This window comes from Marinobacter sediminicola (assembly GCF_031157525.1).
GTDB lineage: Bacteria > Pseudomonadota > Gammaproteobacteria > Pseudomonadales > Oleiphilaceae > Marinobacter > Marinobacter sediminicola.
In genome coordinates this window covers 38,652-64,262 of record NZ_JAVIXR010000010.1, presented here as the reverse complement: position 1 = coordinate 64,262, position 25,611 = coordinate 38,652, and the positions used below count along the sequence as shown (strand labels likewise).

Here is a 25,611-nt window from a genome sequence, read left to right as displayed (position 1 = left end):
AGTGTTCTGCGCCCATCTCAGGCAACATATTCCGGACCGAAACTGAATGAGCGATACACAACACCGCGTTCCCGGCGATCAGCAGCCAGAATACTCTGACGAAATAAGCCTGGTTGATCTTGTTGCAACCCTCATCCGCCGACGCCGGGTGTTTTACGTTGTCTTTGTTTCTACTGTGCTCGCAGGCCTTGCGTACGCGCTACTGGCACCGAATAAATACGAGCATATCAGTCTTATTCAAGTTGCTCAAAAAGACGGCGAAGCGTTTTTCCAGTCACCAGAAGCTACCATCGCAACACTTGAAAGTCGTTGGTTACCGGAGGTGCAAGCAACTTACCGTGCAGAGCATGATAAAGAGCTGCCTTTTCAGGTGTCATTCAGCAATCCCGAGAATACCGGCCTCGTTCGGCTCACCACAGCCGCCTCAGAATCTGAGGGCAAAGCGGTTAGCTCAGTGCACAATTCACTGATTAACGGCGTACGCGCGCATCAGGCGAAGCTGGTTAAGAGGGAGCAGTTGAGCCTGGAGCGCCAAATGTCGTCTTTGGAGAGCGCCGTTGAAGCCTTGATGGGGCAGGCGGGAGCGGGTGAAGCGATTGCTGGCGCAATAGAGCGGCAGTCAACGCTTGAAGGTAAGCTTAAAAGTCTCCAAGGCGTTGAGGCGCTTGTTATCAGCCGACAAAGTGCTGAAAGCACTGCCCCAAAACAAAGCCTGGTTATCGTTTTGGCGATATTGCTAGGTGGCATGCTGGGTATCTTCTCTGCCTTTATGAGTGAGTTCGCCGCTTCAGTTAAAAAGCAGCTGGCGAATGAGGGTGGGGAGCACAGTTAGTTTCGGTGTCAGACCTTTTGGCACTTGTTTGTCTCATGTGATGGCGTAAAATCGCCACGCTTCAGACATGGAACATTCACACACTGACAGGGATGCAGTTGGGAGCGTATCTTCCCCTCTTGGTTGTCTCTCCGTCATTGCTGGCAATTTATATCTATGACCTTAAAACACTGGGCCCTGGTCGGTGGGGCGGTAGCGTGCTTGAGCAGCAATATAGCGACAGCAGCGCCATGGCTAGAGGCCGGAGATGTGCGAGCGCGTTATGCCGTGCAAAAACTGGCGGACAGGGGGCAGCTCGACAGGCCGGTTACCAGTTGGCCCATCATGTGGGGGTCCATAAGCAATGGGTTGGATGAAGCCGGCAAACAGCCTGCTTCTGAAACCGGGTTGGCTCGCAGCTATCTTGAATTTGAGCGTGTTCAGCAAGCTAAACCAGGATTTCGGGCTGAGTTTGAAGTGTCTGGCACCAATGAAGTCGCTATTGTTCAAGGGTTCGAACGCGGGCCAATGGCAGAGGCTGAGGCCAAACTGACCCTGCAGTGGCAGGGGCAGAATTGGGCATTTGGCCTGAGCCCGGCCTATGCTCACAATCCTGACGATAATGAAGAGGCCCGCCTTGACGGCTCCTACCTTGCGGCAACTGCAGGTAACTGGGTATTTGGTGCGGGCGCGATTGATCGTTGGTGGGGTCCAGGCTGGCAATCCAGCCTTATCCTATCCAGCAACGCTCGGCCCATGCCCTCCGTATGGTTGAATCGCAAAGATGCCTCTGCACCTGAAAGTAAATGGTTGAGTTGGATTGGCCCTTGGCAGTTCACATTGCTTGCAGGGCAGTACGAGCACGAACGCGCAATTCCCGAGGCGAAGTTGATCGGTATGCGCTTGAATCTGCGCCCGCTGGATGGGTTAGAGCTTGGGTTCTCTCGGGCGATTATGCTTGGCGGGCAAGGCAGGCCTGAAAACGGCTCCACTCTATGGAATGCGTTGATCGGCAGAGATAACGGCCAGCTGGAAGAAGACGACCCAGGCAATCAGCTTGCTAGCGTAGATGCGCGTTATGGGTTCGCAATTGGTAAGCAGTCAATGGGCCTGTACGCCCAAATGATGGGAGAAGATGAAGCTGGCGCATTCCCGGCGCGGAAATCCTGGCTATTCGGTACCGACTGGACAAGCCAGCTGCTCAACGGCGAGCAACAGTGGTTTGTTGAGTACGCTAACACTCTAGCTGACGACTTCCTCGGTGATGCCATGCCCAACATTACCTACGACCATTCCCGTTATCACAGCGGTTACCGCTACTACGGTCGCACCATGGGGGCTAGCTTCAGTGGCGATGCAGAGGCCATTACCCTGGGTGGCTTCCACTTTTTCGATGACGGCCGAAACCTTACAGCCAGCGTGAGCGTTGTAGAATTCAATAAAGACGGTGTAAGCAGAACGCCCGTTGTCGATGAGCGAATCAAATTAATGGTGCCTGCTGAGAACGCGGAACAAGTCATCGCCAAAATCGGTTACGGTACCCAGGCATTAAGTGGCTGGCTGGATGTGAGTGCCCAGTACGCCGATAGAAAACTTGCACTGGTTAATCCTGCAGAAAACGAGTCTGGCCAATGGTCTGTAGGGGCCAGTTGGCGTTATCGCTTCTAGTTCCTGGCCGAAGCCGCCCCAGAACTAACTAATTTAAGTAATAAACTGGATCCTTAAACCGTGAATCTAAAGAATCTACTGCTTTCTTTAACTTTCCTGCTCCCCATACCAGCTCTGGCGCAATCCATAACGCCGGCACAGATCGAGCAATTCAAATCTCTACCCAAGGCCGAGCAAGAAGCCTTGGCCAGCCAATATGGGGTCGATTTGTCTGCACTGGGTAGTGGCGGGCAAAGCACGAACCAGCGGCCCCAGCCGGTGCAGGTAATTGAACCTATTCGCAACCAGCAAGCGGATGAAACCGAAAGCAAACCAGAAAAGCAGGCTGAAACTGAAGAGAGCAAAAAAAATGGCGGCCTGAAACCCTACGGCTACGATCTCTTCGCAGGCAGTCCCACCACCTTCGCACCGGTGACTGAAATTCCTGTGCCCTCTGAATACACCCTGGGCCCCGGTGATGTACTGCGGGTTCAGCTCTGGGGTAAAGAAAACCGCAACCTGGAACTGCCGGTGAGTCGCGATGGCAGCATCAGCTTCCCGGATTCAGGGCCTCTGAGCGTGGCGGGCCTCAGCTTCAACGAAGCCCGGGAACAAATCCGCAACAAGGTAACGGAGCAGTACATAGGTGTGCAGGCCAGTGTCTCCTTGGGCGAACTGCGCAGCGTGCGGGTGTTTGTGCTTGGTGAAGCTCGTAATCCTGGTTCCTACACGGTTAGCTCCCTCTCTACCCTTACCAACGCCTTGTTCGTGTCTGGTGGTATTCGAACCACCGGTTCATTGCGTAACATACAGCACAAGCGCAATGGCAAATTGGTGGGCACGCTAGACCTATACGACCTCCTGCTCAAAGGCGACAGCAGCGCCGATAAGCGCATACAGCCTGGCGACGTGATCTTTATTCCACCAGTCGGCAAGCGCGTGGGTATAGGTGGCGAAGTGTACCGCCCCGCGTTATATGAGCTAAAAAATGAAAGCCGGCTGGCAGAACTGGTGCAGATTGCGGGCGGCCTTACCCCGCAGGCTTACCCTCAGCGTGTCAACATCATACGTACCAATAGCGACTTCCTGCGGGTGATTGCCGAAGCCGATTACACCCAGCCTCAGGGCCGCAATGCCCAAGTGCAGGCGGGGGACACCATCACTATCCCTTCGATTTCCGACATCACCGGCCAATACGTGGAAATCCGCGGTGCCGCCACCAGAGCAGGAAAATTCGCTTGGGTTCCGGGCATGCGAGTGAGCTCCATCATTAAGGATCTGGACGCCGACCTAGTGCCAGCAGCCGACAAGCGCTACGCTGCCATCGTACGCACTAATCCAAACACCGACGCGGTATCGGTACTGAATCTGCGCCTCCGCGAAGCCATCACTCAGCCTGGCAGTGAATACGACCTGCAGCTGGAAGAAAAAGACACAATCCTCGTGTTCTCCGATGCTGGCAAGGTTAATGGTGGAGAAAGCAGAGAGGACGATGAAAATTACACTCGTGAAAGCCTGTTCGCACCTGTACTTCAGCGCCTGAAAGCCCAAGCTAAACCCGGCGCGCCCCAGCAAACCATTCGCATCAGTGGCCCGGTACGTTACCCGGGTGAATACCCATTACCCGCTACCCGCAGCGTGGCAGATGCCATCTTTGTAGCCGGCGGCTTGAAAGACGCGGCCTCCCTGCAGCAGGCAGAAGTGGCCCGTTATACCACCGATGAAAACGGCATTGGCCAAACTCAAATCATCAACCTGGATCTGGCTGAAGCCATGGCTGGCAAGAGTATTCTCAAGCTGCACAGCCGCGATACCATTTTGATTAAGTCTATCCCCCAGTTTGCTCAAACCAGAACTGTCACCCTCAGCGGGGAAGTGCGGTATCCCGGCCAGTACACCTACCGCGATGGAGAAACCCTGAAGGATGTCCTTATACGAGCGGGCGGTCTCACTGACAACGCCTTCCCGAGAGGCGCGGTATTCACCCGCGAGAAGCTCCGGCAGCTGGAAGCCCGGCGCCTGAGGGAAGCTGAAGAGCGGCTGCAGGGGGACCTACTGGGAGTTCAGCTCAAAGGCGATAATTTCGGCGGGCAAAATGCCGATCGTGTGAAGCAGGTTGAAGGGCTATTGGAGGACGTTCAAAACAGCCGACCGGTTGGCCGCATGGTCATCGACTTGGCTTCTGTGCTTAGCGATGATAAGTATCAGTCTATCCGCCTGCAAGACGGCGATGCGCTTACCGTACCAACCATCCCGCAAGCGGTATCAGTCTTCGGCGAAGTGCAATTTCCTACAAGCCACCTGCATGAACCTAGCCTCACCGTCGATGACTACCTCGAACGCTCTGGCGGCCCAACCCGCCAAGCTGATGATAGCCGTGTTTACGTGGTTAAAGCCGATGGATCAGTGATGTTGCCTGAAAAAAGTGCTTGGTTCGGTGGTCGGAGCCAGCAACTACACCCCGGCGACACCATCATAATGCCCATCGATGTGGACCGGCTGAACCAGCTGGAACTCTGGACCAACGTAAGCCAGATCGTTTACCAGATGGCGCTTGGTGCGGCAGCGGTGGGGAATCTTTGATGAATCAGCCCACGACTAACCAAATGGCTGAGCAGCCCCACTACCCGGATGACGAGATTGACCTGCGCGAACTCTTTGCGACCCTGTGGCGTGGCAAGTGGGTTATCCTTTTGTTCACTATTGTCTTCGCGGCAGCGGGCGCAGCCTATGCTCTGTCCAAGCCCAATATCTACCAGGCCAACGTTTTGCTAGCCCCGGCACAGGATGAGGGTGGCGCTAGCGGCCTGCGTGGCCAGCTTGGCGGCTTGGCCAGCCTCGCGGGCATCAGCCTGGGCGGTGGAGGCGGGGCCAACCCTACCATCGTCGCCAAAGAAGTATTGCAGTCCCGCGCTTTCATCGCAGGTTTCATTCACCGTCACAACCTCGCAGTGCCGCTTATCGCAGCAAAAGGCTGGGATGAGCAGAGTGAGGAGTGGATTGTTGACCGGGAAATTTATAACCCCGAAACCAGCCAATGGCTTAAAGACAAGAACGGTGAAAGTCAGAAGCCCACAGACTGGGACATGGTGAAAAAGTTTAAAGAAGAGCACCTGAGTCTCTCTGAAAACAAAGACAGCGGTATGATCACCTTAAGCGTGAAAAACCTGGCCCCACCCGCCGCCAAAGACTGGGCTGCAAAGTTAGTCCGCGACATCAACGAGCACATGCGCGAGCAAGACGTAGCTGAAGCAGAGACTCGTATTGCGTACCTTGAGAACAAACTGCGCGAAACCAACGTTGCTGGGATGCAGCAGGTGTTCTATCAGTTGATTGAAAGTGAAACCCGAACCGTGATGCTGGCGAACGCCCAAAGCGAATATGTATTCAAAACGATAGACCCTGCGGTGGTGCCTCAGGAAAAGAGCGAGCCCAAGCGTGCGCTGATCATGGTGCTTGCGGCGATGTTGGGGGGGATGTTGGGAACTTTTGTAGTGTTTGTGCGGGCGTTTATTAAATCGAATCAATCTAAGGGAATTTAAAGTGCTCAGAAACTCAACTATCTTAATCACTGGCGGCACCGGATCCTTCGGCCACAAATTCATCCCCATGACTCTGGAAAAATACAACCCCAAAAAAATCATCATCTTCTCCCGGGATGAGATGAAACAGTGGGAAATGGCCAAGTTGTTTCAAGGCGATGATCGCCTCCGCTTCTTCATCGGTGACGTACGCGATAAAGACCGCTTGTACCGGGCCTTGGACGGTGTGGATTACGTGGTACATGCTGCGGCCACAAAAATCGTTCCTACCGCCGAGTACAACCCTTTTGAATGTGTCAAGACTAACATTCATGGCGCAATGAATTTGATCGATGCCTGCATTGATAAGGGCATCAAGGGTGTTGTTGCCCTTTCAACTGATAAAGCCAGCAGCCCCATTAATCTGTACGGTGCGACTAAGCTGGCATCGGACAAGCTGTTTGTTGCTGGTAACTCCTACGCCGGTGGCCATAACACGAGGTTCTCTGTGGTGCGCTATGGCAACGTCATGGGCTCCCGAGGTTCCGTGATACCTTTCTTTATGTCCATTAAAGATAAAGGTGTTTTGCCCATCACTGATGAGCGCATGACCCGTTTCATGATCTCGTTGGAAGAGGGCGTTGAGCTGGTATGGCACGCCTTTGAAGACATGGTAGGCGGGGAAATTTACGTAAAGAAAATTCCTTCCATGAAAATGACCGACCTGGCCCGGGTAGTCGCTCCGGAAGCCAGACAAGAAGTGATCGGGATTCGTCCCGGTGAAAAATTGCACGAACAAATGATCGGTGCAGAAGACTCCTACTTTACTTACGAATACCCTGAGCACTTTAAAATACTCCCAAACATCAATGACTGGGGGAAATGCCCCAGCCGTATTAAAGACGGTAAAAAGGTGGAGGAGGGCTTCGTGTACGCCAGCGACAACAACGCTGAGTGGATGGTAGACACAGAGTTACAAAGCTGGATTGAGCGCAACTACAGCGACATTGGAAAGATTTAATCATGATTCCCTACGGCAAACAGGACATCAGCCAGGCGGATATTGATGCCGTCGTTAGTGTGCTCCAGTCCAATTATTTGACCCAGGGGCCGATGGTTCCCAAGTTTGAAAAGACGGTGGCCACCCATGTGGGTGCAAAGCATGCCCTGGCGGTGAACAGCGCCACCTCGGCGCTGCACATTGCTTGCCTGGCCTTGGGGTTGGGTGAGGGCGACTTGCTGTGGACCACACCGGTTACTTTCGTAGCCTCTGCAAACTGCGGACTGTACTGCGGGGCCAAAGTGGATTTTGTGGACATTGATCCACATACCTACAACCTGTGTCCAAAGGCTTTAGCGGCCAAGCTGGAGCGAGCCCAACAGAAAGGCACGTTGCCAAAGGTGCTGGTAGCTGTTCATCTGTGTGGCCAGCCCTGTGACATGGAAGCTATCCATGAGCTTGGCCGGAGCTATGGTTTTCGCATCATCGAGGACGCCGCCCACGCCATAGGGGGTAAGTACAAGGGTGAGTTTATCGGTAACGGACGTTACAGCGATATTACGGTGTTCAGCTTCCACCCGGTCAAAATCGTAACCACGGCAGAGGGTGGCATGGCGCTGACCAACGATGCCGACTTGGCTGCCCGCATGGATCTGCTGCGCAGTCACGGGGTCACTCGCGACCAGAGTCTGATGACCCATGAGCCGGATGGTCCCTGGTATTACCAGCAGGTGGATTTAGGGTACAACTACCGAATGACTGAGCTACAAGCCGCTCTTGGCGTGAGCCAGATGGAACGGTTGGATGCCTTTGTCGCTCGCCGCCATGAACTAGCTCAGCGTTATGATCAGTTGCTGGCGAATCTGCCGGTTATAACGCCCTTGCAGAACTCTGACAGCTACTCCGGCTTGCATCTGTATGTGATTCGCCTACAACTCGATAAAATTAGCAAGTCACACCGCCAAGTGTTCGAGTCCCTTCGTGAGCAGGGTATTGGTGTCAATCTGCACTACATCCCCGTGCATACTCAGCCGTATTATCAGGCGATGGGTTTTGTGGCGGACGATTTTCCGGAAGCCATGGCCTATTATCGTGAGGCGTTCAGTTTGCCGATGTTTCAGGGGTTGACGAATGAACAGCAGGTTGAGGTGGTACGGGCACTGGAGACAGCTCTGGCATGAAGGCCGCTGTATTACTCCAAGCAAGAACCAACTCCTCCCGACTTCCAGGTAAAGTGTTGTTGCCTATAGCGGGCGTCCCCATGGTGGTTCTGGCCGCACTTCGCGCAGGAAATACCGGCCACCAGGTTGTCGTAGTGACCTCTCGCGAGTCTTCAGATGATCTGTTGTGCAATGAGTTGGAGCGTTGGAGGGTAGGTTGTTATCGCGGAGACCTGGAGAACACACTTAAGCGTTGTGTGGATGCTCTAGAGGGAGAAGCTGACCAACAGGTTGTTGTGCGATTAACAGGGGATAACGTTTTTCCCGATGGTGGTTTCATTGATTCGATGATAAAGGACTTTGAAACTCGCAATGTGGCATACCTTTGCTGCGGCGGAGAGACTTCTGGCCTGCCATACGGTGTCAGCGCTGAAGTTACTCGAGTGGGTTACCTTCGAGAGGCTCATCGTGAGACGAAATCATTTTTTGATCGCGAGCATGTAACGCCTTGGATTATAGCCAAATACGGACGTAATTATTTCGAAAAGTACCGGAACATAGGTATGGCGCACTATCGCTGTACTGTCGATACACTGGATGATTATTTATTGGTCGCCGGGTTATTTGTTGGCTCGAAGAGCCCGAAAGATCTTCCGCTCATGTCGCTTATAGCGCAACTGGAAGAAATATCAAAAGGGAATGTGGTGACGAATGTGCCAGCAACGCGGCTGGTGCTGGGTACAGCTCAGCTCGGGCTGCCCTATGGGATTGCCAATACAGCGGGGCGCCCTGAACAGGCACTGGCTAATCATCTGGTTCGCATGGCCATTACAAACGGTGTCCAGTATCTCGACACAGCGCGAGCGTACGGTGATAGTGAGCAGGTTCTGGGCAAAGCACTGGCCGGAGGGTGGTCTTCCAGAGCTACCGTGATCACAAAACTTTCGCCGTTGGATGACTGTCCCGCTGATGCTAGCCCGGACGTAGCAAGAGTGTTTGCAGAACGCAGTGTTTTTCAGTCCTGCCATGCCCTGAATGTATCCAAGCTGGATGTGTTAATGCTTCATCGCGCTGATCATCTGACAGCGTGGAGAGGAGTTGTTTGGGATTCGCTAGGTAAACTCAAACAGCGTGGCGTGATTTGCAAACTTGGTGTTTCTGTGCAGTCGCCAGAGGAGGTGTTAGAGGCTCTTGATTTCGAGGGTGTGTCGTTCATCCAATTGCCCTTCAATATTCTTGATTATCGCTGGGATGCCGTAATCGATAAAGTTGCTTTGGTGCGTAAGGAGCGGCCTGTAGTCATTCATGCCCGTAGTGCATTATTGCAGGGGTTATTAACCACCGATCAGGAAGGATTGTGGCGGAGGGCAAAGTGTTCAAACGCGCTCCAAGTGATCGGCTGGCTTAGAGAGCTTGCTAGACAGTATACGAATGGTGACTTGGCCGCTTTGTGTCTGCAGTTTGCACTTTCGCAGCAATGGATAGACGGGGTTGTGATTGGAGTGGATACAGTGGAGCAACTGAATGCCAATCTCCTGAATGTTGTTGCCGATTGTTGGACTGAAAGTCAGTTAAATAGTGTGATTGAAGACCGGCCTCGAGTTTCGGAAGAGACACTTAACCCCGCAACGTGGAGTCAGGCCGATGACTAAGCTGCCGCAGCAATTTTCGCTTGTGAACAAACATGTACTGGTCACAGGTGCGACGGGGTATTTAGGGCGTACCATGGTTCTTGGCCTGGCGCAGCTAGGTGCCACCGTTCTGGTTAATGGCCGGAATGCTGAGAGAGTGGAACAACTAGTAGAAGAGTTAAAAAGTGCAGGGCTTGCTGCTATGCCTGCCGTTTTTGACCTCAACGATAGTGCGGCCGTCCGTAAGTGGTTTGCGGGATATGGTGAATCACCTTTACACGGCTTGGTTAACAATGCCTACGCAGGCGGGGCTGGCTCTATTGAGACAGCGACCGAAAACGATTATCGGGACAGCTACGAAATCTCGTTGGTGTCTGCCCATCGGTTACTTCAAGAATCGCTCTCAGGCTTGCGGGCAGCGGTTCAATCGTGCGGCCATGCATCAGTGGTAAATGTTGGGTCTATGTATGGCATCGTGAGTCCAGATCAGAGAGTTTACGCGAATAAAAGCGTATCTAACCCTCCGTTCTATGGTGCCGCTAAGGCGGCGTTATTGCAGTGGACGCGCTATGCCGCCTGTGAGTTTGGTTGCGAAGGTATCCGGGTCAACGCCATTTCTCCCGGCCCGTTTCCCTCGAAGGATGTACAGGCGTCAAGTCCGGAGTTTGTGCGGACTCTGGCTGCCAAGGTGCCCATGAGTAGAGTTGGGCAGGCTGAAGAGCTTCAAGGCCCTTTGTCTTTTTTGATTTCGGATGCATCTAGCTTCATGAACGGAGCAAATCTCGTCGTGGATGGAGGCTGGACGTGCTGGTAGCCTTCCGCGCCGATGCCTCCGTCCAGATTGGCACCGGCCACCTTATGCGATGCCTGACACTGGCGGATGAACTGACTAGGCAAGGGCACGAATGCCAGTTTATTTGCCGTGAGCATCGAGGTCACTTAGGTGAGTTGATTGCAAGCAAAGGGTACGAGCTCACCCTGCTGCCAGTTGCTAGCAGCGCTGTGCGGGAATTATCAGTAAAGGATACCAATACCTACGCCGACTGGCTGGGCGCACCTTGGCAGGAGGATGCGGCACAGACCGTTGAAGCTCTAGCGCCCTTGAAAGCCGACTGGTTGGTGGTCGATCACTACGCTCTGAATGCCCGCTGGGAGCAGCAGCTGGCCAAGGTGGTTGGCCAAATTATGGTGATTGATGATCTAGCGGATCGGAACCATGAATGTGCAGTGCTGTTGGATCAGAACCTGGGGCGCAAACCATCGGATTACGACGGGCGGGTGCCTGAAGACTGTCAACGATTGATTGGGTCGGAATACGCTCTGTTACGCCCAGAATTCGCCGCACAACGGGAGTGCAGCCTGAAGCGCCGGGCGCAGCCTGAACTGAAACGCATCCTGATCTCCTTGGGAGGCGTGGATCGAACGAACGTGACCGGACAAGTTCTGGAGGCTCTAGCGGCCACGGAACTGCCAAAGGATACTCACTTGGATATCGTCATGGGTGCAGCTGCCCCCTATCTGGAAGAAGTTAGACAACAGGCTGCTCGGCTACCTTTCAAGACAACGGTGAGCGTGAACGTAAGTGATATGGCAGAGCGAATGTCTCTAGCAGATCTGTCCATTGGAGCAGCTGGAGGCACTTCCTGGGAGCGTTGTTGTCTGGGGCTCCCTGCAGTGCTGGTGGTTCAGGCGGAAAACCAGTTCGCAGGGGCCAGGGCTCTGGAAGCATCCGGTGCTGCGTTAACGATCACCGACCCCAAAACGGTTCAGGCGGCTTTGCCTTCGGAGTTGGCCAAGGCTGGTGAATTGGACTGCCTACAGCGCATGAGCAATGCCGCGGCAGGGATAACGGATGGGAAGGGGGCCGCGGGCGTTGTGCAATCCATGGTGTCATTCACCGGGAGAGCGCAATGACAGCCGACAGGCTTCGGCCCATGAACGAAGCGGATCTTGAGCGGGTTTTGCACTGGCGCAATCACCCGGAGGTTCGCCGCTATATGTACACCACTCACGAGATCAAGCTCGGTGAGCACCGTAAGTGGTTTGCAGGAGCCAGCACCAACCCAGCGATAGATCTTCTGATTTATGAGCGCGAGGACCAAGGGATGGGGTTTGTGAATATCACCCGCACGCGATGCCCGGAAGTGGCAGACTGGGGATTCTACCTGGCTCCAGATGCCCCGAAAGGTACGGGTCGATTACTGGGCAATCAGGCCTTGGCATATGCCTTTGGGAAACTAGGTCTACACAAGGTGTGCGGACAGGCACTTGGCTTCAACGAACGCTCGATAGCTTTTCATAAGGCGCTTGGGTTTTTGAAAGAAGGGCACCTGCGAGACCAGCACTTTGACGGAAACGAATTTCATGATGTTGTGTGTTTTGGTCTGCTGATACATGAGTGGCAAACAAAGGTTAAAGGATTGAGTAATGAATGAACCGAAAATTGTAATCGCCGGCCGGGAAATTTCCCGCAATCAGTCGCCTTATATCATTGCCGAACTCTCCGCGAACCATAACGGCCAACTGGAAACGGCATTGAAAATAATTGAAAAGGCCGCCAGGGCTGGGGCGGATGCAGTAAAACTTCAGACCTATCTTCCCGACACTATTACCCTAGATTCAGACAAAGAAGACTTCAAAATCAAGGGTGGTCTATGGGATGGCCGCACACTCTATGAGCTGTATGAAGAAGCTCACATGCCGTGGGAATGGCATAAGCCCCTATTCGATCACGCCAGAAAATTGGGGATCCCGATTTTTAGTTCCCCCTTTGATAGAACTGCAGTTGATCTATTGGAAAACCTAAATGCACCAGCCTATAAGATAGCCTCTTTCGAGGCAGTTGATTTACCCCTAATAAAATATGTCGCCAGTACCGGCAAACCTATGATTATTTCAACAGGCATGGCTGATGCAGAGGAGATTCAAGACGCTATAGAAGCTGCAAGAGATGGTGGCTGTAATGAACTTGCTATTCTGCATTGTGTAAGTGGTTATCCAGCACCAGCCGAGGACTATAATCTGCGAACTATCCCAGACATGATAAATCGATATGGGCTGGTGACAGGTTTGTCTGATCACACCTTGGATAATACGACAGCTATTGCCAGCGTGGTTCTTGGTGCATCGATCATTGAAAAGCACTTTACCTTAGATCGTAATGGTGGTGGTCCGGATGATAGTTTTTCGCTCGAGCCCGCAGAGTTAACGGCTTTATGTCGTGACAGCAAAACAGCTTGGTCAGCGGTGGGTGAAATTAATTATGGTCGAAAGTCGAGTGAGCAAGGAAATGTCAAGTTTCGGCGTTCATTATATTTTGTAGAGAATTTATGTGCTGGCGATGTTGTTACGCCTAGTTCAATTCGCAGCGTTCGACCAGGCTTTGGGTTAGCTCCAAAATTTTTTGACGAGGTGGTAAACCGAGTCGTGAAAAAAAACGTGAGTTTTGGGACAGCCGTAACGTGGGACCTACTGGAATGATTATCCGCACTACTCCTCAAGGAGGTTGATAGATGAATGTCTCAGCATCGCAGCGCATGAAGCGGGTTTTTTCTAGTTTGTCGTCTAAGCCTAGCTATACGCTAATGAGATTTTTCGCACGCTTTACCTTGTTGAGGTACTTGGTTCCAAAAGTGCGGAATTTCGTGCTCAGGTACGGGGTAGGAAGTAAAGTAAACATCGAGGGTGCTGACTACGAGCCAACACTTTTTCCTGATATCGACGCCGCTAGTATGGTTGCTGATCTAAAACAGCACGGAGTGGCATTCGGGTTAAAACTCCCGAATGAGATTGTAGCCTCATTAAGATCTTTCGCAGATAACAATATGTGTTTTGCAGATAGAGATCCTGCTTCAGGGTTTAGTTTGAACGACAGAGAGCGAGCAGAGAAACTCTTAGGTAAGAAAATTCTTGTTGCACAGTATTTCAATACGGTATCTGAGTGTTCTGAGGTTGTTCGTTTAATTCGTGATCCGGTATTAAACCAAGTAGCCCGAGGCTATCTTGGCTCAACCCCCAAATTTGTAGGAGCAAACCTTTGGTGGACCTTCCCGGTTGATGCGACGCAAGAGGATAGGAACAGACATGCTCATCTGTTCCATAGAGACGTAGACGATTTTAGGTTTTTTAAATTTTTCTTCTATTTAACAGATGTAGAGGCAGGCGATGGTGCACACGTTTGTGTCTTGGGGTCGCAAGGTAAACCGCCAACGAAGCACCTACTCGATCGCTGGAATATCCGTCGCTATTCTGATGATGAGGTTAATCAACAATATGACTCTGGGAAAGTTACAGATATATGTGGTAAAGCCGGTGATGGGTTTGCAGAAGATACATGGTGCATTCACAAGGGGAAGACTCCTGTAAACAGGCCTCGGCTCCTACTTCAGCTGCAATTTGCGCTGTTCGATTATGGAGCGATGCATGACCAGCGTGACGAAAAATCACTTAAAGAACTGATGTGATACACCGCTTGAAGGGACCGTATCGGTTGTCGATATCCAAAAAATGGCGTGCTGATGCATGGTATATTCCAATTTTAGCGCTTGCCATGGGTCTTATGATGCTCAGGCCGCTAATGATGGCTCGCATATTCGACACCGCCGGCTTTGCGATATACGGCGCAGGCTTATTGGTTTCCAGTACTTTCTGCATGTTCGGCTGCTTAGGGTTGCAGCCAATGTTGCAGCGAAAGATGCCTGCAGACTTTTTCAATGGCAAGGAAATCGCGAGCTTAGTTCTTTTACTTCAAGGCATCATCGTTGCGGTTTTTTGTGCTTTTGTGGTTAGCAGTGTTGGGCTTATGGATTTCCAAATTGCGGGTTTGACTCCAAAAAGCTTCTTAATTAGTTTGCTGCATGGCCTGTCTCAGCAAGTTTTTATATTGGCAACGGTAGAAAGCCGAAGTCGGGGCGAGCCGCTGCGCTTCAGTTTCCAAAACTTGATAAGAGCCGTTGTAGTGGTCTTCTTCGCAGGTGTCGTAGGCCTTTATACCCGCTCACCTGCAGCTGCATTGTTCGTCGAGGCGAGTTTATCGCTACTGGTCAGTTGGCGGATTTTGGCAATAGTGCTTTCTGGGCGCCAGGTGATCCCCACAAAACTATTTCAGTTGGCGTTTCGGAGGTTGCCAAGAATCCGCTGGCGAGATGCTCTTGCGTTGATGGCGGTTATGTTGATCGGGTTTGGATTAACGAGTATCGACCGGTGGTTTGCTGCGAGTTGGCTGACCGTAGACGAGTTCGCGCAATACGTATTTGCGTGGATTCTATTGACTGCTTCTCAGTCGTTCCAGTCAATTGTCAACTCTTCTGTATACCCATCATTGGCGAGGCGCCTCGCAAGTGATAGTCGGCGATCGAGCTTCCGTTTGGCCGCAAAGGTAAGTTTTTTATTTTTGAGTATTGGTTTTATATTGATGTGGCCTGCCTGCTATATTTTTAGTTACATTATTTCAGTGTGGTTCGCAGAGTATAGCTCCGCATTGTTGTTAATACCGATATTTCTTGTTATTGCAGTTGTGCGACTATCTGACTTTTGGACTAGTTACTTGATTATTGTCGGAAAAGAGCGTTTGTTGTTAGTAGTGAATGTTGCTGCCGGAGTAATTGTTTTTATTGTTTGGCTCAACGCTTTCTGGCTAGATCTAGGAGGTAATGGTTCTGCGTTAAAGCTAGCATGGCTGGCGCTAGCTCTGACTATTTCAAATTATATTTGCGTTAGTTGTACGGCAATTCGATTCAGGAACTAGAGATGATCAAAGTCTACCATTTGCGCGCTTTATTACTGTGGCGCTGGTCAACGGTTCTACGGTTTATGCTCAAGGGAGTTAGAGTGCATCCCTCGTCAATAATGAACGGACACTTTAAGCAGTTTCAATTTAGCCGAAGCGTCAAAATTGGCGGTAGGGTTCGCATGTTTGTTTCTGGGCAAGGACGCATTGTGTTGGGAGAGAGAGTCTGGTTGTCTCATGACATAGAAATGGAGACGTCAAAACTGGTTTCTATTGGTCCGGGCTCAACTGTTCAGCGGCGAACTACAATCAACGGCAGTGTGACCATAGGTGAAGGGTGCATTATTGCTCCGAATGTTTTTATCTCTTCGGGTACACATCCCTTCAGAGTGTATCCCGATAAACCGATACGGGAACAAGAGCGAATCATTATTGAAACGAAAGGCAGCTTGTCCTCCCTGGATCGCCCTATTACCATTGGTGATGACTGCTGGCTCGGTGTGAATGTTGTTGTTTGCCCTGGAGTGAGTATTGGCGAGGGAAGCGTTATCGGTGCGAACTCCGTTGTAGTTAAAGATGTTGCTGCCAATAGCATAGTTGCTGGTGTGCCCGCTAAAGTGGTAGGTGATCGCATTCGATAGTGTATAGTTGATTGTTGTGTTGACCGTTCGGCGGGACTAATGCAGTCTGCAGTGATTCGGTTAGGTTATTTTCGTTTGGTAAAGATTTTTATAGAGCAATAAGCTGTTATTTGTATCGGTGTGATGTTATAAGATTATATTCAGCTGTTTGGGTGTTGCATCGAATTAATATGGTCCTTTCGTTTAATTTAATGCTTAGTTTTCATGTTTAGGTTGCGCGCTCTGTCGCATGGGTCGCCGATAGTTTTTTATTAAGTAAGTGCTAATAATTATTCGGGGTTTTTGTGCGCATTTTATAAGATAGATCTGTCCTTAGTAGAGTTGTGTTGATTAAATCACAGTTTTCTGTTGCTCAGGCTCTAAAGGCACGCGCTCAATAACAAAGTGCAACACCCTCGAATCGAGTACCGTATTGCCATGGAAAAGCATTATCATCACCTTAGTACCGCCGACCGCGTTACGCTCATGTTCCTGAAGCGCCAGGGCCTAAGTCTTGGTGCCATTGCCGGTGAGCTGAACCGTTCACCCAGTACCCTGAGCCGGGAATTACAGCCGCGTACGGTTGAAGGCTGATCCTATGATGACGAAGCAGCTGGGCTCGCAGCGCCTTCAGCACGTTTGCTATGCCGGCCCCGGCGCAAGTTGGTTGAAGACACAGACGTCCATGAGGTGGCCGTCGACATGCTTCGAAACAAGTGGTCTCCTCAGCAAATCAGCGGCACACTGAAGTCCGTGTTTCCTCATCATCCTGAGTTTCAAGTCTCACATGAGAGCGTGTACAAAGCCATTTATGCCCAGCCTCACGGTGAGCTGCGCAAGGAGCTTATTACCTGCCTGCGTCAGGGTCACACCAAGCGCCGTCCGCCGTCTGGCGGGGTTGATCGTTGCCAACAAATCCCGGTTCTGGTCAGCATCCATCTGCGACCGCCGGAAGTCGAAGAGCGACTTCTGCCTGGGCATTGGGAAGGCGACTTGATCAAGAGAGCATTCAATCGCTCAGCCGTTGACACCCTAGTGGAGCAAGTCAGTGGTCTGGTGTTCCTGGCCAAGATGGATGGTGCCACCGCCACAGCGGCCGTTCAGGGCTTTAGTTCTGCTCTGAATCGAGTGCCGCTTGAGATGCGCCAGGCCTTCACTTACGACCAGGGCCGCGGGCTGGTGCGCCATGCTGAAATCACCCAAAAGACCGGCACGGCGATCTACTTCGCTGACCCGCACAGCCCCTGGCAACGAGCCATTAACAAGAACACAAATGGCTTGTTGCGACAGTAAATGCCGAAGGGAACAGACCTGTCAGTGTTCAGCCAGGATGAATTGGACGCTTTTGCCTTCCAGCTCAACACTCGACCTAGAAAACGGTTAGGCTTCAAACCACCCTTGGAAGTGTTTATGGATCTGATCAACCGTATCCAGGAGGTGCAATCAGGCGTTCATTAAACCGAGTGTCGCACTTGGAGTTGGAGGCCGCCAAGTGTTGTCGCTTATATTTGTCGGCTAGTTATACTTCCTTGTTTCCTGGTGAAGGGTTATAGATTTTGGAGTTGGCAGCATATATATTAGTTCTTTTGGTGTCTTTTGTCTTTTCGTTAAAGAGAAGGTTGGTTGATGATAGTTTAGTATTTTTTTTAATTTTTATGATTGTCTATCTTTCTTTGTCAGTTGTCGTGAGGCTTTCTGGTTATGATTCAGATATTCAAACCTATATGGGTGCGATGGATTTTGATAGCTATTCTTTTTATTATTTAAAAGAGCCTGTTGTCTGGATAGGGCAGCGTTTTCTGTATGACATGCTTGGTTCCAAGTTTGTTGTTTTTTTAGTATTTGATGCGGTAGGTGGTTTTTTTGTTTTTGCGGCGTTGACAAGGATAAACGTACCACAGTATTTGTATTTTTCTATTTTGTTATTTTTTCCTTTTGTGATGGGGTTTCAAAATGTGTATAGGCAGTGGTTGTCTATGTGTATTTTTCTTTTCGCATTTGGGACGGTTTACCAAAAACATTATAGGTTGGCGCCAGTTATTTTTATATACTTTCCTATTGCTGTTGCTTCACACAATGTCTCAGCAGTATTTTTTTCGCTAATTGTTTTGTTAAAGCGAAGTCAAATGTTTAAGGTTTTGTCACTTGTTATTTTGCTTGCGCTACCGGTAGCATTAGTTTTTTTTGAGGGTACTAAGTCCTCAGCTAATACTGGATTGGATCTGTCCTTGCTTTATGTTTTTAGTATTCTTGTTTTTTCTATTTTTATGTTTCTTATAAATAGAAGGTGCGTCAATGCGTCTAAAGGAATTAACTTCGTCGTATGTGTTTATATACTTGTTGTTGCTCTTTTCTCTTGGTTTTTTCTGAGTTCCACTTCTTCAGAGCGTGTTTCAATGTTTGGCTTGATGGTTGTATATGTTCTATTGGCAAAAGATATAGATTTAAGAGTTAAGCAGAAATTTATTTCTAGGGTTTGCGTTTCATCTTGCGGTTTTTTTCCTTTGTTTGTTTTTGGTACAAGAAGTTTTATAATTTAAATATTTATCTTTTTAGTTGGAGAGTTTTGTGCGCATAGGGTTTGTTAATGTTTTTTCTTTTCGGCCTCACGTTGAACATTTGTACTACCTATCGAAGGTCTTATCAGAATCAGGGCATGCAGTGTTTTTCTTGACCTGTGATGCTTCGGTCTCTAACTGCTACGCACGAGCGATTAAAGGCACAGGTAAAGTTAAGGAGTGCAGTAAATGTATTCTTGGGGGAGTGCGCTCTTATACCAGTCAGAATGTCACACCTATTACTAACCAAAAAAGTGGTTTAACCGAAAGCGAGTTGGAACGCCTTACCTTATCTAGCTCATGTACGTTGTTACGCACGGAGTCGGATAAGGAATGGGATGATCCCGAGGTTGTCAGCACCAGGAAAAGCTTGCATGCGCCTGTCGGTTCAGTTTATGAGAGCACCAAGCAGTGGATAAAGGACAATAAGCTGGATGCGGTAATCTGCTTTAACGGTCGCATGGATTTAACAAGGGCAGTTACACATGCTTGCGAATCGTTGGGCTTACCCTTTATTTGTCATGAGCGCACATGGTTTGGCGATGGTATTCGCTTGGTACCGAATGGAAATTGTTTGGGGCTCAAAGCGTTGGGGGAGTTGGTTTCGGAATTTGATGATAGGCCTTTAACTGAAGCCCAGGCACGGTTTGCGGGTAAACTCGTCGGTGAAAGGTTCTTGCAGCGTAATTCACTCGAATGGCGCCTTTACAATAGAAACCCAGAACCCGCTCCCTGGCCGACCTCCTCGTTGCGTAAGCGTGTGCTCATAGTTCCCAGTAGCAAAAACGAATTTGCAGGTCATGAGGATTGGGAAACGGGTTGGGAAGATAATACTCAAGCTCTGGATGATTTTCTTGAAATAAACGGCATTCTCCCGGAGCAGGTAGTCGTAAGATGTCATCCGAATTGGTCTGAAAATATAGGTAGGGTCACGGGGGAGAGATCCCTTAATCTATACCGGAACTGGGCGGAACAGCGCGGTATTTATCTGGTAAGTAGCGAGGAAAAAGCCAGCACTTACGATTTGATCCAGCAATCGGATATCGTTGTTCTGAATGGAGGTAGTTCTGCAGTTGAAGCAGGAGCCTGCGGTAAACAGGTAGTTTGCCTTGGTCCAGCTCCTTATGAAAACGCTGGATTCGTTCAGGTTTTCCGTTCGCGGGCAGAGATGGAGAAGCGAGTGCTTGTTGATATTGATACAGCGACTATTCAGCGGAAAACTTTACGCTTCCTCTATGTGAGTTCTCATCGGTTCCCGCAATTTGTCGATTATGTAAAGGCGGTTGAGACCACTAAATACGAATATTTCATTGGTGGGTCGGCAGATAGAATTATTGATATTTTGAAAACGGGGAGAATTCAACCAGACGATCCAAGCTATGGTGCAGATGAGCAGTTTGAAAACGATGTGCTCGTAGCACTTAACGATGCGAATTGGGCGGGGTTGGCGGATTATGAGATTTTTGAACCGAGAGGGGTACCATACGATGTTTCTCGAAGGAGAGGGCTTAGATGGATCGATAGCGCCAGGTCCAAGTTCAAAAGGGGGGACAGATGATGACTGACACCCGCAGCCCTAAAGTTTCAGTGATCACTCCTGCTTATAACGCGGAAGCGCTTATAAGCAGAACTATCGAGTCGGTGATAGATCAAACCTTCTCAGACTGGGAAATGATTATCGTAGACGACTGCTCCAGTGATGGCACGCGCTTGATCCTGGAGGCTTGGGCTAAAAAAGATGAACGAATAAAGGTGACAGTACTTGGCAAAAACTTCGGTGGACCTGCAGGCCCGCGTAATGTGGGTGTGGGAATTGCCAGTGGTGATTACATTGCCTTTTTGGATGCGGACGATATTTGGCACCCCCAGAAACTCGAATTACAGCTGAAAATCCTTGAGAATGGCTCAGCCAATTTTGTTTGTTCTCAAATGAGAGATTTTATTTCTGCAGATCATATCGATTTTAAACGTTTTGGGGATTATCAAAAAGAGCTTGTCTCCTTTCGACAGCAAAGTATACGCGCCCGTATTCCAACATCGAGTGTGGTTGTTCGTCGAGAACTACTCATAAACAACCCTTTTGAAGAAGACATTGCCTACAAGGCCGTTGAGGACTACCACTGTTGGTTGCGAGTGCTCGAGACAACACCAAACTGCGTTAAAGTTCTCTTGCCGCTGGTTTACTATCGGATAATAGAAGGTCAGATTTCAGGATCCAAGCTCTACATGATGCGAAAAGTTTTTATGGTACACCGAAAGTACCCGAATCGTTCTTTTGTAGACGCGATTTTTCTCACGCTATGTCATGTGTCAGGTGGATTTTATTCTAGGTTTTTAAAAAAGGAAATGTGATATGAGAGTATTGGTAACAGGTGGCGCGGGATTCTTGGGTTCTCATCTATGTGAGCGGCTGTTAAGTGAAGGCCACGACGTGCTCTGTGTTGACAATTTCTTCACGGGTAGGAAGAGAAACATTGCGCACCTCATGAATAATCCTTATTTTGAGGTTCTAAGGCACGATGTAACCTTTCCACTGTATGTCGAAGTAGACCAGATTTATAACCTAGCCTGTCCAGCCTCGCCTGTTCACTATCAGCATGATCCTGTTCAAACAACCAAGACTAGCGTACACGGTGCGATCAATATGCTGGGTCTTGCGAAACGTCTGAACGCGAGAATTTTCCAGGCATCAACCAGCGAAGTTTATGGTGATCCTGAGGTTCATCCTCAGCCTGAAAGCTATTGGGGGAAGGTGAATCCTATTGGTATTCGCTCTTGTTACGACGAAGGTAAAAGGTGCGCTGAGACCTTGTTTTTTGATTACCATCGGCAGCACAACCTGTCTATCAAAGTTGCGCGTATCTTCAATACTTACGGGCCGAGGATGCACCCCAATGATGGTCGAGTTGTAAGCAACTTCGTAGTTCAGGCTTTGAAAGGGGAAAACATAACTATTTATGGTGAAGGGCAGCAGACCCGTAGCTTTTGTTATGTTGATGACCTTATTGAAGGCTTCGTACGTTTGATGAATTCTCCAGAGGAAGTTACCGGTCCGATAAACCTCGGTAATCCGGGCGAGTTCACGATCAAGGAGCTTGCGGAACGTGTAATCGACCTGACCGGGTCGCCTTCTAAGCTGATTTATCAGCCCCTTCCTCAGGATGATCCGAAACAGCGCCAGCCGGACATTAAACTGGCAAAAGCGGAACTTGGCTGGGAGCCAACCATAAAACTCGATGATGGCTTGAAGAAAACCATTACCTATTTTGATGAACTGCTCGCAACGAAAGATCAGGGCTGATTGATCAAATGGGCAACAAGGTACTGGTGACCGGTGCGACGGGATTCGTTGGTCGTAAGTTATGTGCAGAACTCGTTTCACGGGGTAAGGGTGTGATCGGAGTGGGGCGGCGTTCAGGCGGGAACATAGTCCCATCGGGAGTGACCTACCATCGCCTGGATCTGGAAGCCGCTGAGCTGAATGAATTCGATACTTCGGATGTCGGCTGCATTATACATCTGGCAGGCCAAGCTCATGGTAAAGGAGGGAGGGATGGGCAAGGGTTAGACAGCTTTCGGCGGATGAACGTGGACGTCTCGTTAAAGCTGGCGAGCTTAGCTATTGAAGCGGGTGTTCGTCGATTTGTATTTGTGAGTTCTATAGGAGTTCACGGTACAGTCACCAACGGAAAAGCAATCACCGAGAATGCACCTTTTGAACCGAGTTCCCCCTACACCCTTTCGAAGATGGAAGCGGAACTTGAACTAATCAAGCTGTTTAAGTCAGCACCGGATTCGGAGCTTACAATTGTACGTCCGCCGCTCGTTTATGGTGTGGATGCGCCCGGTAACTTTGGAAGCCTGATTAAGTTGGCGGACTCCTCTTTTCCGTTGCCTTTTGGTGTGTGTGATAATCGCCGGAGTTTGGTCTCCATAACGCGATTGGTTGATTTTCTGATTGCTTGTGCATGTCATCCGGCTGCAGGTGGCCAATGTTTTGTTGTTGCCGATTCCTCGGTTGTTTCGACCAGAGAAATCGTGGCGTCGTTACGGGCCGGAATGGGGCGAGCAGGACGGCTAGTAGCTGTTCCGCGAGTATTGATGGCGAGTGTGTTGGGAGGGTTGGGTAAGCGCGATATGTTCACTCAGCTATTTTGTGACTTAGAGATCGATAACCGGAAAGCCCGTACGGTACTTGACTGGGTGCCTTGCGAAGACACTGCAGGCGAGCTCGAGATAATCGGTAAGCTCTATGCTGATTCACACATTTGAGTTAGTTCTTTGTGAGTTTGGCGCTCAAGGCTGCCGGGTAGCGGGACTGATAATCGTATTAAATCAGGGTTGTAAGTGATTATGAAAATAGCTGTTGTGGGCACAGGGTATGTGGGATTATCAAACGCTGTTCTACTTTCTCAGCGCAATAAAGTTTGTGCACTAGATGTAGACGAAAGTCGGGTGAACTTGGTGAATGCTCGTCGCTCACCGATTGAAGATATAGAAATAGAGGGCTTTTTAGCAACCAGACAACTAGGTCTTGAGGCTACTACTAATAAATATAAGGCTTACAAGGACGCAGAGTTTGTCATTATCGCGACGCCAACGGATTATGATCCGGAAACCAATTATTTCAATACGACAACTGTTGAGTCTGTAATTGCGGATGTAGCTACTATTAACCCGAGTGCAGTGATGGTAATTAAGTCGACAATTCCTGTGGGATTCACACGCCTGGCCAGGCAAAAATTCGGAACGGAAAATATTATATTTTCGCCAGAATTCTTGCGTGAGGGACGGGCGCTACATGACAATCTTTACCCATCCCGGATCGTAGTTGGCGAGCAGTCCGAGCGGGCCAGAGTATTCGCGAAGCTGCTGGGTGATGGCGCTTTAAAGAAAGACATTGAGACTTTGTTTACAGGCTCAACAGAAGCAGAAGCGATCAAGCTGTTCGCAAATACGTATCTAGCGATGCGTGTAGCATTCTTTAACGAGCTGGATACTTACGCAGCCACACATGAACTGGACACTCGCCAGATTATTGATGGCGTAGGTTTGGACCCGCGTATAGGTCGACAATATAACAACCCGTCGTTTGGCTATGGGGGGTATTGTCTCCCTAAAGATACAAAGCAGTTGCTGGCCAATTACGATAACGTTCCAAATAATTTGATCAAGGCAATTGTAGATGCCAACCGAACTAGGAAGGATTTTATTGCGGATGATATTCTCAAGAGAAGCCCGCAGGTTGTCGGTATCTATCGGTTGGTGATGAAGACTGGGTCAGATAATTTCCGCGCCTCCGCAATTCAGGGAATAATGAAAAGGATAAAGGCCAAAGGTATTGAGGTTGTTGTTTTCGAACCCGAACTCCATGAGAGTGAGTTTTTTCACTCAAGGGTTATTCGCGACCTCGAGGAGTTCAAGTCAATGTCCGATGTTGTACTTGCAAACCGGCGCAGTGATGATCTGCTGGATGTTGAGTGTAAGGTGTATACCCGAGACCTGTTTGGCAACGACTGAGTATGGACTTCAAATCGAATCACTATAGGCGTGTAGCGGTGTTCCCCAAGCGATCAGGAATAGAGTTGTGATTCGTACATTGGATTTTTTGTTCTCATTGTTTGGTTTGTTGTTTGGCTTCCCGGTTCTGCTTGTGCTCTACGTAATTGGTTTGTTCGACACAGGCTCTCCGGTGTTCAAGCAACAACGAGTTGGGCGGAATAAAAAGCCATTCACGCTGGTTAAGTTCCGTACCATGTCCGTAGACACTGCTTCTGTAGCCAGTCACCTGGCTAGCAGTTCGTCCATTACTAAATTTGGTCATTTTCTACGCAAAACCAAGTTGGATGAACTGCCCCAGCTATGGAATGTGCTAAAAGGTGAAATGAGCTTAGTAGGCCCGCGCCCCTGTCTGTTTAGTCAGGAAGAGTTAATTTCAGAGCGTGAAGAGCGCGGAGTGCTGAACGCTCGCCCGGGTATTACCGGTTTGGCGCAGGTAAACGATATTGATATGTCTACGCCAAAACTGTTGGCAGAAACGGATGCCAAAATGCTGGCTAATTTGAATTTGGCTGCCTACTTTAAATACATCCTCATGACCGTTTCAGGCAAAGGATCAGGCGACCGGGTGCCAGGCAAGGATTGAGCCGCCAATCATGTACAAAATCTTCAACACCACCCAAGAAGCATCCCACTACACTGCCCAGCGCCTCCTAACCCGGATTCAAGCCAACCCCCATGCCAACTTGGGCTTGGCAACCGGCAGCACCATGGAGCCCGTTTATCACCGGTTGTTAGAGTGTTTGCAGCGCGAGCCTGTAGATTTGTCCCAGCTCACCACCTTTAATCTGGACGAGTATATTGGTCTGGATGCGGAGCATGCTCAGAGCTACCGCTATTACATGCATCAGCATTTATTTAACAAGCTAAGCATCCCGGAAGATAAAATAAATCTTCCAGACGGCATGGCGATGGATGTTGAGGGGGCTTGCCAAGCCTATTCTGAGGCAATCCGGGGAGCAGGCGGATTGGATTTGCAACTGTTGGGCATTGGCTCCAATGGCCATATTGGTTTCAATGAACCCCATACCTGTTTCTCCAGCCGAACCCATGTAATAGAGTTGTCCGAGCAAACTCGACTGGACAACGGCCGGTTTTTTGTCAATAAGAAGGAAGTGCCTACCCGCGCAATCACTATGGGTATTCAGGATATTCTGGAGGCCAAGGAGATTGTTTTGTTAGCGACGGGCATGAAAAAAGCAGCCATTATGGCGGATTTGTTCCACAGTACTGTGGACGAGGCTTTGCCGGCATCGGCGTTGAAGCAACACTCTAATGTGACGATAGTATTGGATTGCGAAGCTGCCTCTTTACTTCCTCAGCAGGTGTTTAATGAGGCTGTAGGGATTATGGAAGGAGTTCGATAGATGAGGGAT

General features: G+C 49.9%; 22 protein-coding genes and 1 pseudogene. All 23 read left to right on the top strand.

What is annotated here, in order from left to right; genetic code table 11:
• Window positions 1-46 precede the first annotated feature (46 nt).
• A complete protein-coding gene (locus RG807_RS13735; RefSeq protein ID WP_309045393.1) occupies window positions 47-832 on the top strand; it encodes a Wzz/FepE/Etk N-terminal domain-containing protein in 786 nt (261 codons plus the stop codon).
• A gap of 156 nt (window positions 833-988) precedes the next feature.
• Window positions 989-2,479 (top strand): capsule assembly Wzi family protein, encoded by a 1,491-nt coding sequence (locus RG807_RS13730; RefSeq protein WP_309045392.1) that lies wholly within the window; start codon window positions 989-991, stop codon window positions 2,477-2,479.
• A gap of 60 nt (window positions 2,480-2,539) precedes the next feature.
• On the top strand, window positions 2,540-5,041 hold the full coding sequence (locus RG807_RS13725; protein ID WP_309045391.1) for an SLBB domain-containing protein: 2,502 nt from the start codon (window positions 2,540-2,542) through the stop codon (window positions 5,039-5,041).
• Window positions 5,041-6,000 carry a Wzz/FepE/Etk N-terminal domain-containing protein gene (locus RG807_RS13720; RefSeq protein WP_309045390.1) on the top strand — a complete coding sequence of 320 codons (960 nt, stop codon included), beginning with the start codon at window positions 5,041-5,043 and terminating at the stop codon, window positions 5,998-6,000. Before RG807_RS13725 ends, RG807_RS13720 begins: the two co-directional genes overlap by 1 nt.
• A 1-nt stretch (window position 6,001) precedes the next feature.
• A complete protein-coding gene (gene pseB, locus RG807_RS13715; RefSeq protein ID WP_309045389.1) occupies window positions 6,002-7,000 on the top strand; it encodes a UDP-N-acetylglucosamine 4,6-dehydratase (inverting) in 999 nt (332 codons plus the stop codon).
• Window positions 7,001-7,002: 2 nt separating this feature from the next.
• Window positions 7,003-8,160, top strand: a complete 1,158-nt coding sequence (pseC, locus tag RG807_RS13710) for a UDP-4-amino-4,6-dideoxy-N-acetyl-beta-L-altrosamine transaminase (RefSeq protein ID WP_309045388.1) — start codon at window positions 7,003-7,005, stop codon at window positions 8,158-8,160.
• Complete coding sequence (locus RG807_RS13705; protein ID WP_309045387.1) at window positions 8,157-9,791, top strand: aldo/keto reductase; 1,635 nt, start codon at window positions 8,157-8,159, stop codon at window positions 9,789-9,791. The genes pseC and RG807_RS13705 overlap by 4 nt, the downstream gene beginning before the upstream one ends.
• On the top strand, window positions 9,784-10,584 hold the full coding sequence (locus tag RG807_RS13700) for an SDR family NAD(P)-dependent oxidoreductase (protein ID WP_309045386.1): 801 nt from the start codon (window positions 9,784-9,786) through the stop codon (window positions 10,582-10,584). Before RG807_RS13705 ends, RG807_RS13700 begins: the two co-directional genes overlap by 8 nt.
• The gene (gene pseG / locus RG807_RS13695) at window positions 10,575-11,684 is read left to right on the top strand and encodes a UDP-2,4-diacetamido-2,4,6-trideoxy-beta-L-altropyranose hydrolase (protein ID WP_309045385.1); all 1,110 of its coding nucleotides are present in this window, start codon (window positions 10,575-10,577) and stop codon (window positions 11,682-11,684) included. Before RG807_RS13700 ends, pseG begins: the two co-directional genes overlap by 10 nt.
• Window positions 11,681-12,205 (top strand): UDP-4-amino-4,6-dideoxy-N-acetyl-beta-L-altrosamine N-acetyltransferase, encoded by a 525-nt coding sequence (gene pseH, locus RG807_RS13690; protein ID WP_309045384.1) that lies wholly within the window; start codon window positions 11,681-11,683, stop codon window positions 12,203-12,205. Before pseG ends, pseH begins: the two co-directional genes overlap by 4 nt.
• Window positions 12,198-13,250: a pseudaminic acid synthase gene (pseI, locus tag RG807_RS13685; protein WP_309045383.1), complete on the top strand. Its 1,053-nt coding sequence runs from the start codon at window positions 12,198-12,200 to the stop codon at window positions 13,248-13,250. The genes pseH and pseI overlap by 8 nt, the downstream gene beginning before the upstream one ends.
• Window positions 13,251-13,282: 32 nt before the next feature.
• Window positions 13,283-14,233 carry a phytanoyl-CoA dioxygenase family protein gene (locus RG807_RS13680; protein ID WP_309045382.1) on the top strand — a complete coding sequence of 317 codons (951 nt, stop codon included), beginning with the start codon at window positions 13,283-13,285 and terminating at the stop codon, window positions 14,231-14,233.
• A 26-nt stretch (window positions 14,234-14,259) separates the two neighbouring features.
• Entirely contained in the window at window positions 14,260-15,516 is a 1,257-nt protein-coding gene (locus tag RG807_RS13675) for a lipopolysaccharide biosynthesis protein (RefSeq protein ID WP_309045381.1), read from the top strand.
• Window positions 15,517-15,518: 2 nt separating this feature from the next.
• On the top strand, window positions 15,519-16,139 hold the full coding sequence (locus tag RG807_RS13670) for an acyltransferase (protein WP_309045380.1): 621 nt from the start codon (window positions 15,519-15,521) through the stop codon (window positions 16,137-16,139).
• A 417-nt stretch (window positions 16,140-16,556) separates the two neighbouring features.
• Window positions 16,557-17,576 (top strand): annotated as a pseudogene (locus tag RG807_RS13665) (IS30 family transposase).
• 98 nt (window positions 17,577-17,674) lie between these two features.
• A complete protein-coding gene (locus RG807_RS13660; protein WP_309045379.1) occupies window positions 17,675-18,658 on the top strand; it encodes an EpsG family protein in 984 nt (327 codons plus the stop codon).
• Window positions 18,659-18,686: 28 nt separating this feature from the next.
• The gene (locus RG807_RS13655) at window positions 18,687-20,234 is read left to right on the top strand and encodes a capsule biosynthesis protein (protein ID WP_309045378.1); all 1,548 of its coding nucleotides are present in this window, start codon (window positions 18,687-18,689) and stop codon (window positions 20,232-20,234) included.
• Window positions 20,231-21,028 (top strand): glycosyltransferase family 2 protein, encoded by a 798-nt coding sequence (locus RG807_RS13650; RefSeq protein WP_309045377.1) that lies wholly within the window; start codon window positions 20,231-20,233, stop codon window positions 21,026-21,028. Before RG807_RS13655 ends, RG807_RS13650 begins: the two co-directional genes overlap by 4 nt.
• A 1-nt stretch (window position 21,029) precedes the next feature.
• Complete coding sequence (locus RG807_RS13645; protein ID WP_309045376.1) at window positions 21,030-21,977, top strand: UDP-glucuronic acid decarboxylase family protein; 948 nt, start codon at window positions 21,030-21,032, stop codon at window positions 21,975-21,977.
• An 8-nt stretch (window positions 21,978-21,985) separates the two neighbouring features.
• Window positions 21,986-22,948, top strand: a complete 963-nt coding sequence (locus tag RG807_RS13640) for an NAD-dependent epimerase/dehydratase family protein (RefSeq protein ID WP_309045375.1) — start codon at window positions 21,986-21,988, stop codon at window positions 22,946-22,948.
• Between the two features lie 81 nt (window positions 22,949-23,029).
• On the top strand, window positions 23,030-24,196 hold the full coding sequence (locus tag RG807_RS13635) for a nucleotide sugar dehydrogenase (protein WP_309045374.1): 1,167 nt from the start codon (window positions 23,030-23,032) through the stop codon (window positions 24,194-24,196).
• A 67-nt stretch (window positions 24,197-24,263) separates the two neighbouring features.
• A complete protein-coding gene (locus RG807_RS13630; protein WP_309045373.1) occupies window positions 24,264-24,821 on the top strand; it encodes a sugar transferase in 558 nt (185 codons plus the stop codon).
• A gap of 10 nt (window positions 24,822-24,831) precedes the next feature.
• A complete protein-coding gene (nagB, locus tag RG807_RS13625) occupies window positions 24,832-25,602 on the top strand; it encodes a glucosamine-6-phosphate deaminase (RefSeq protein ID WP_309045372.1) in 771 nt (256 codons plus the stop codon).
• Window positions 25,603-25,611: the final 9 nt, after the last annotated feature.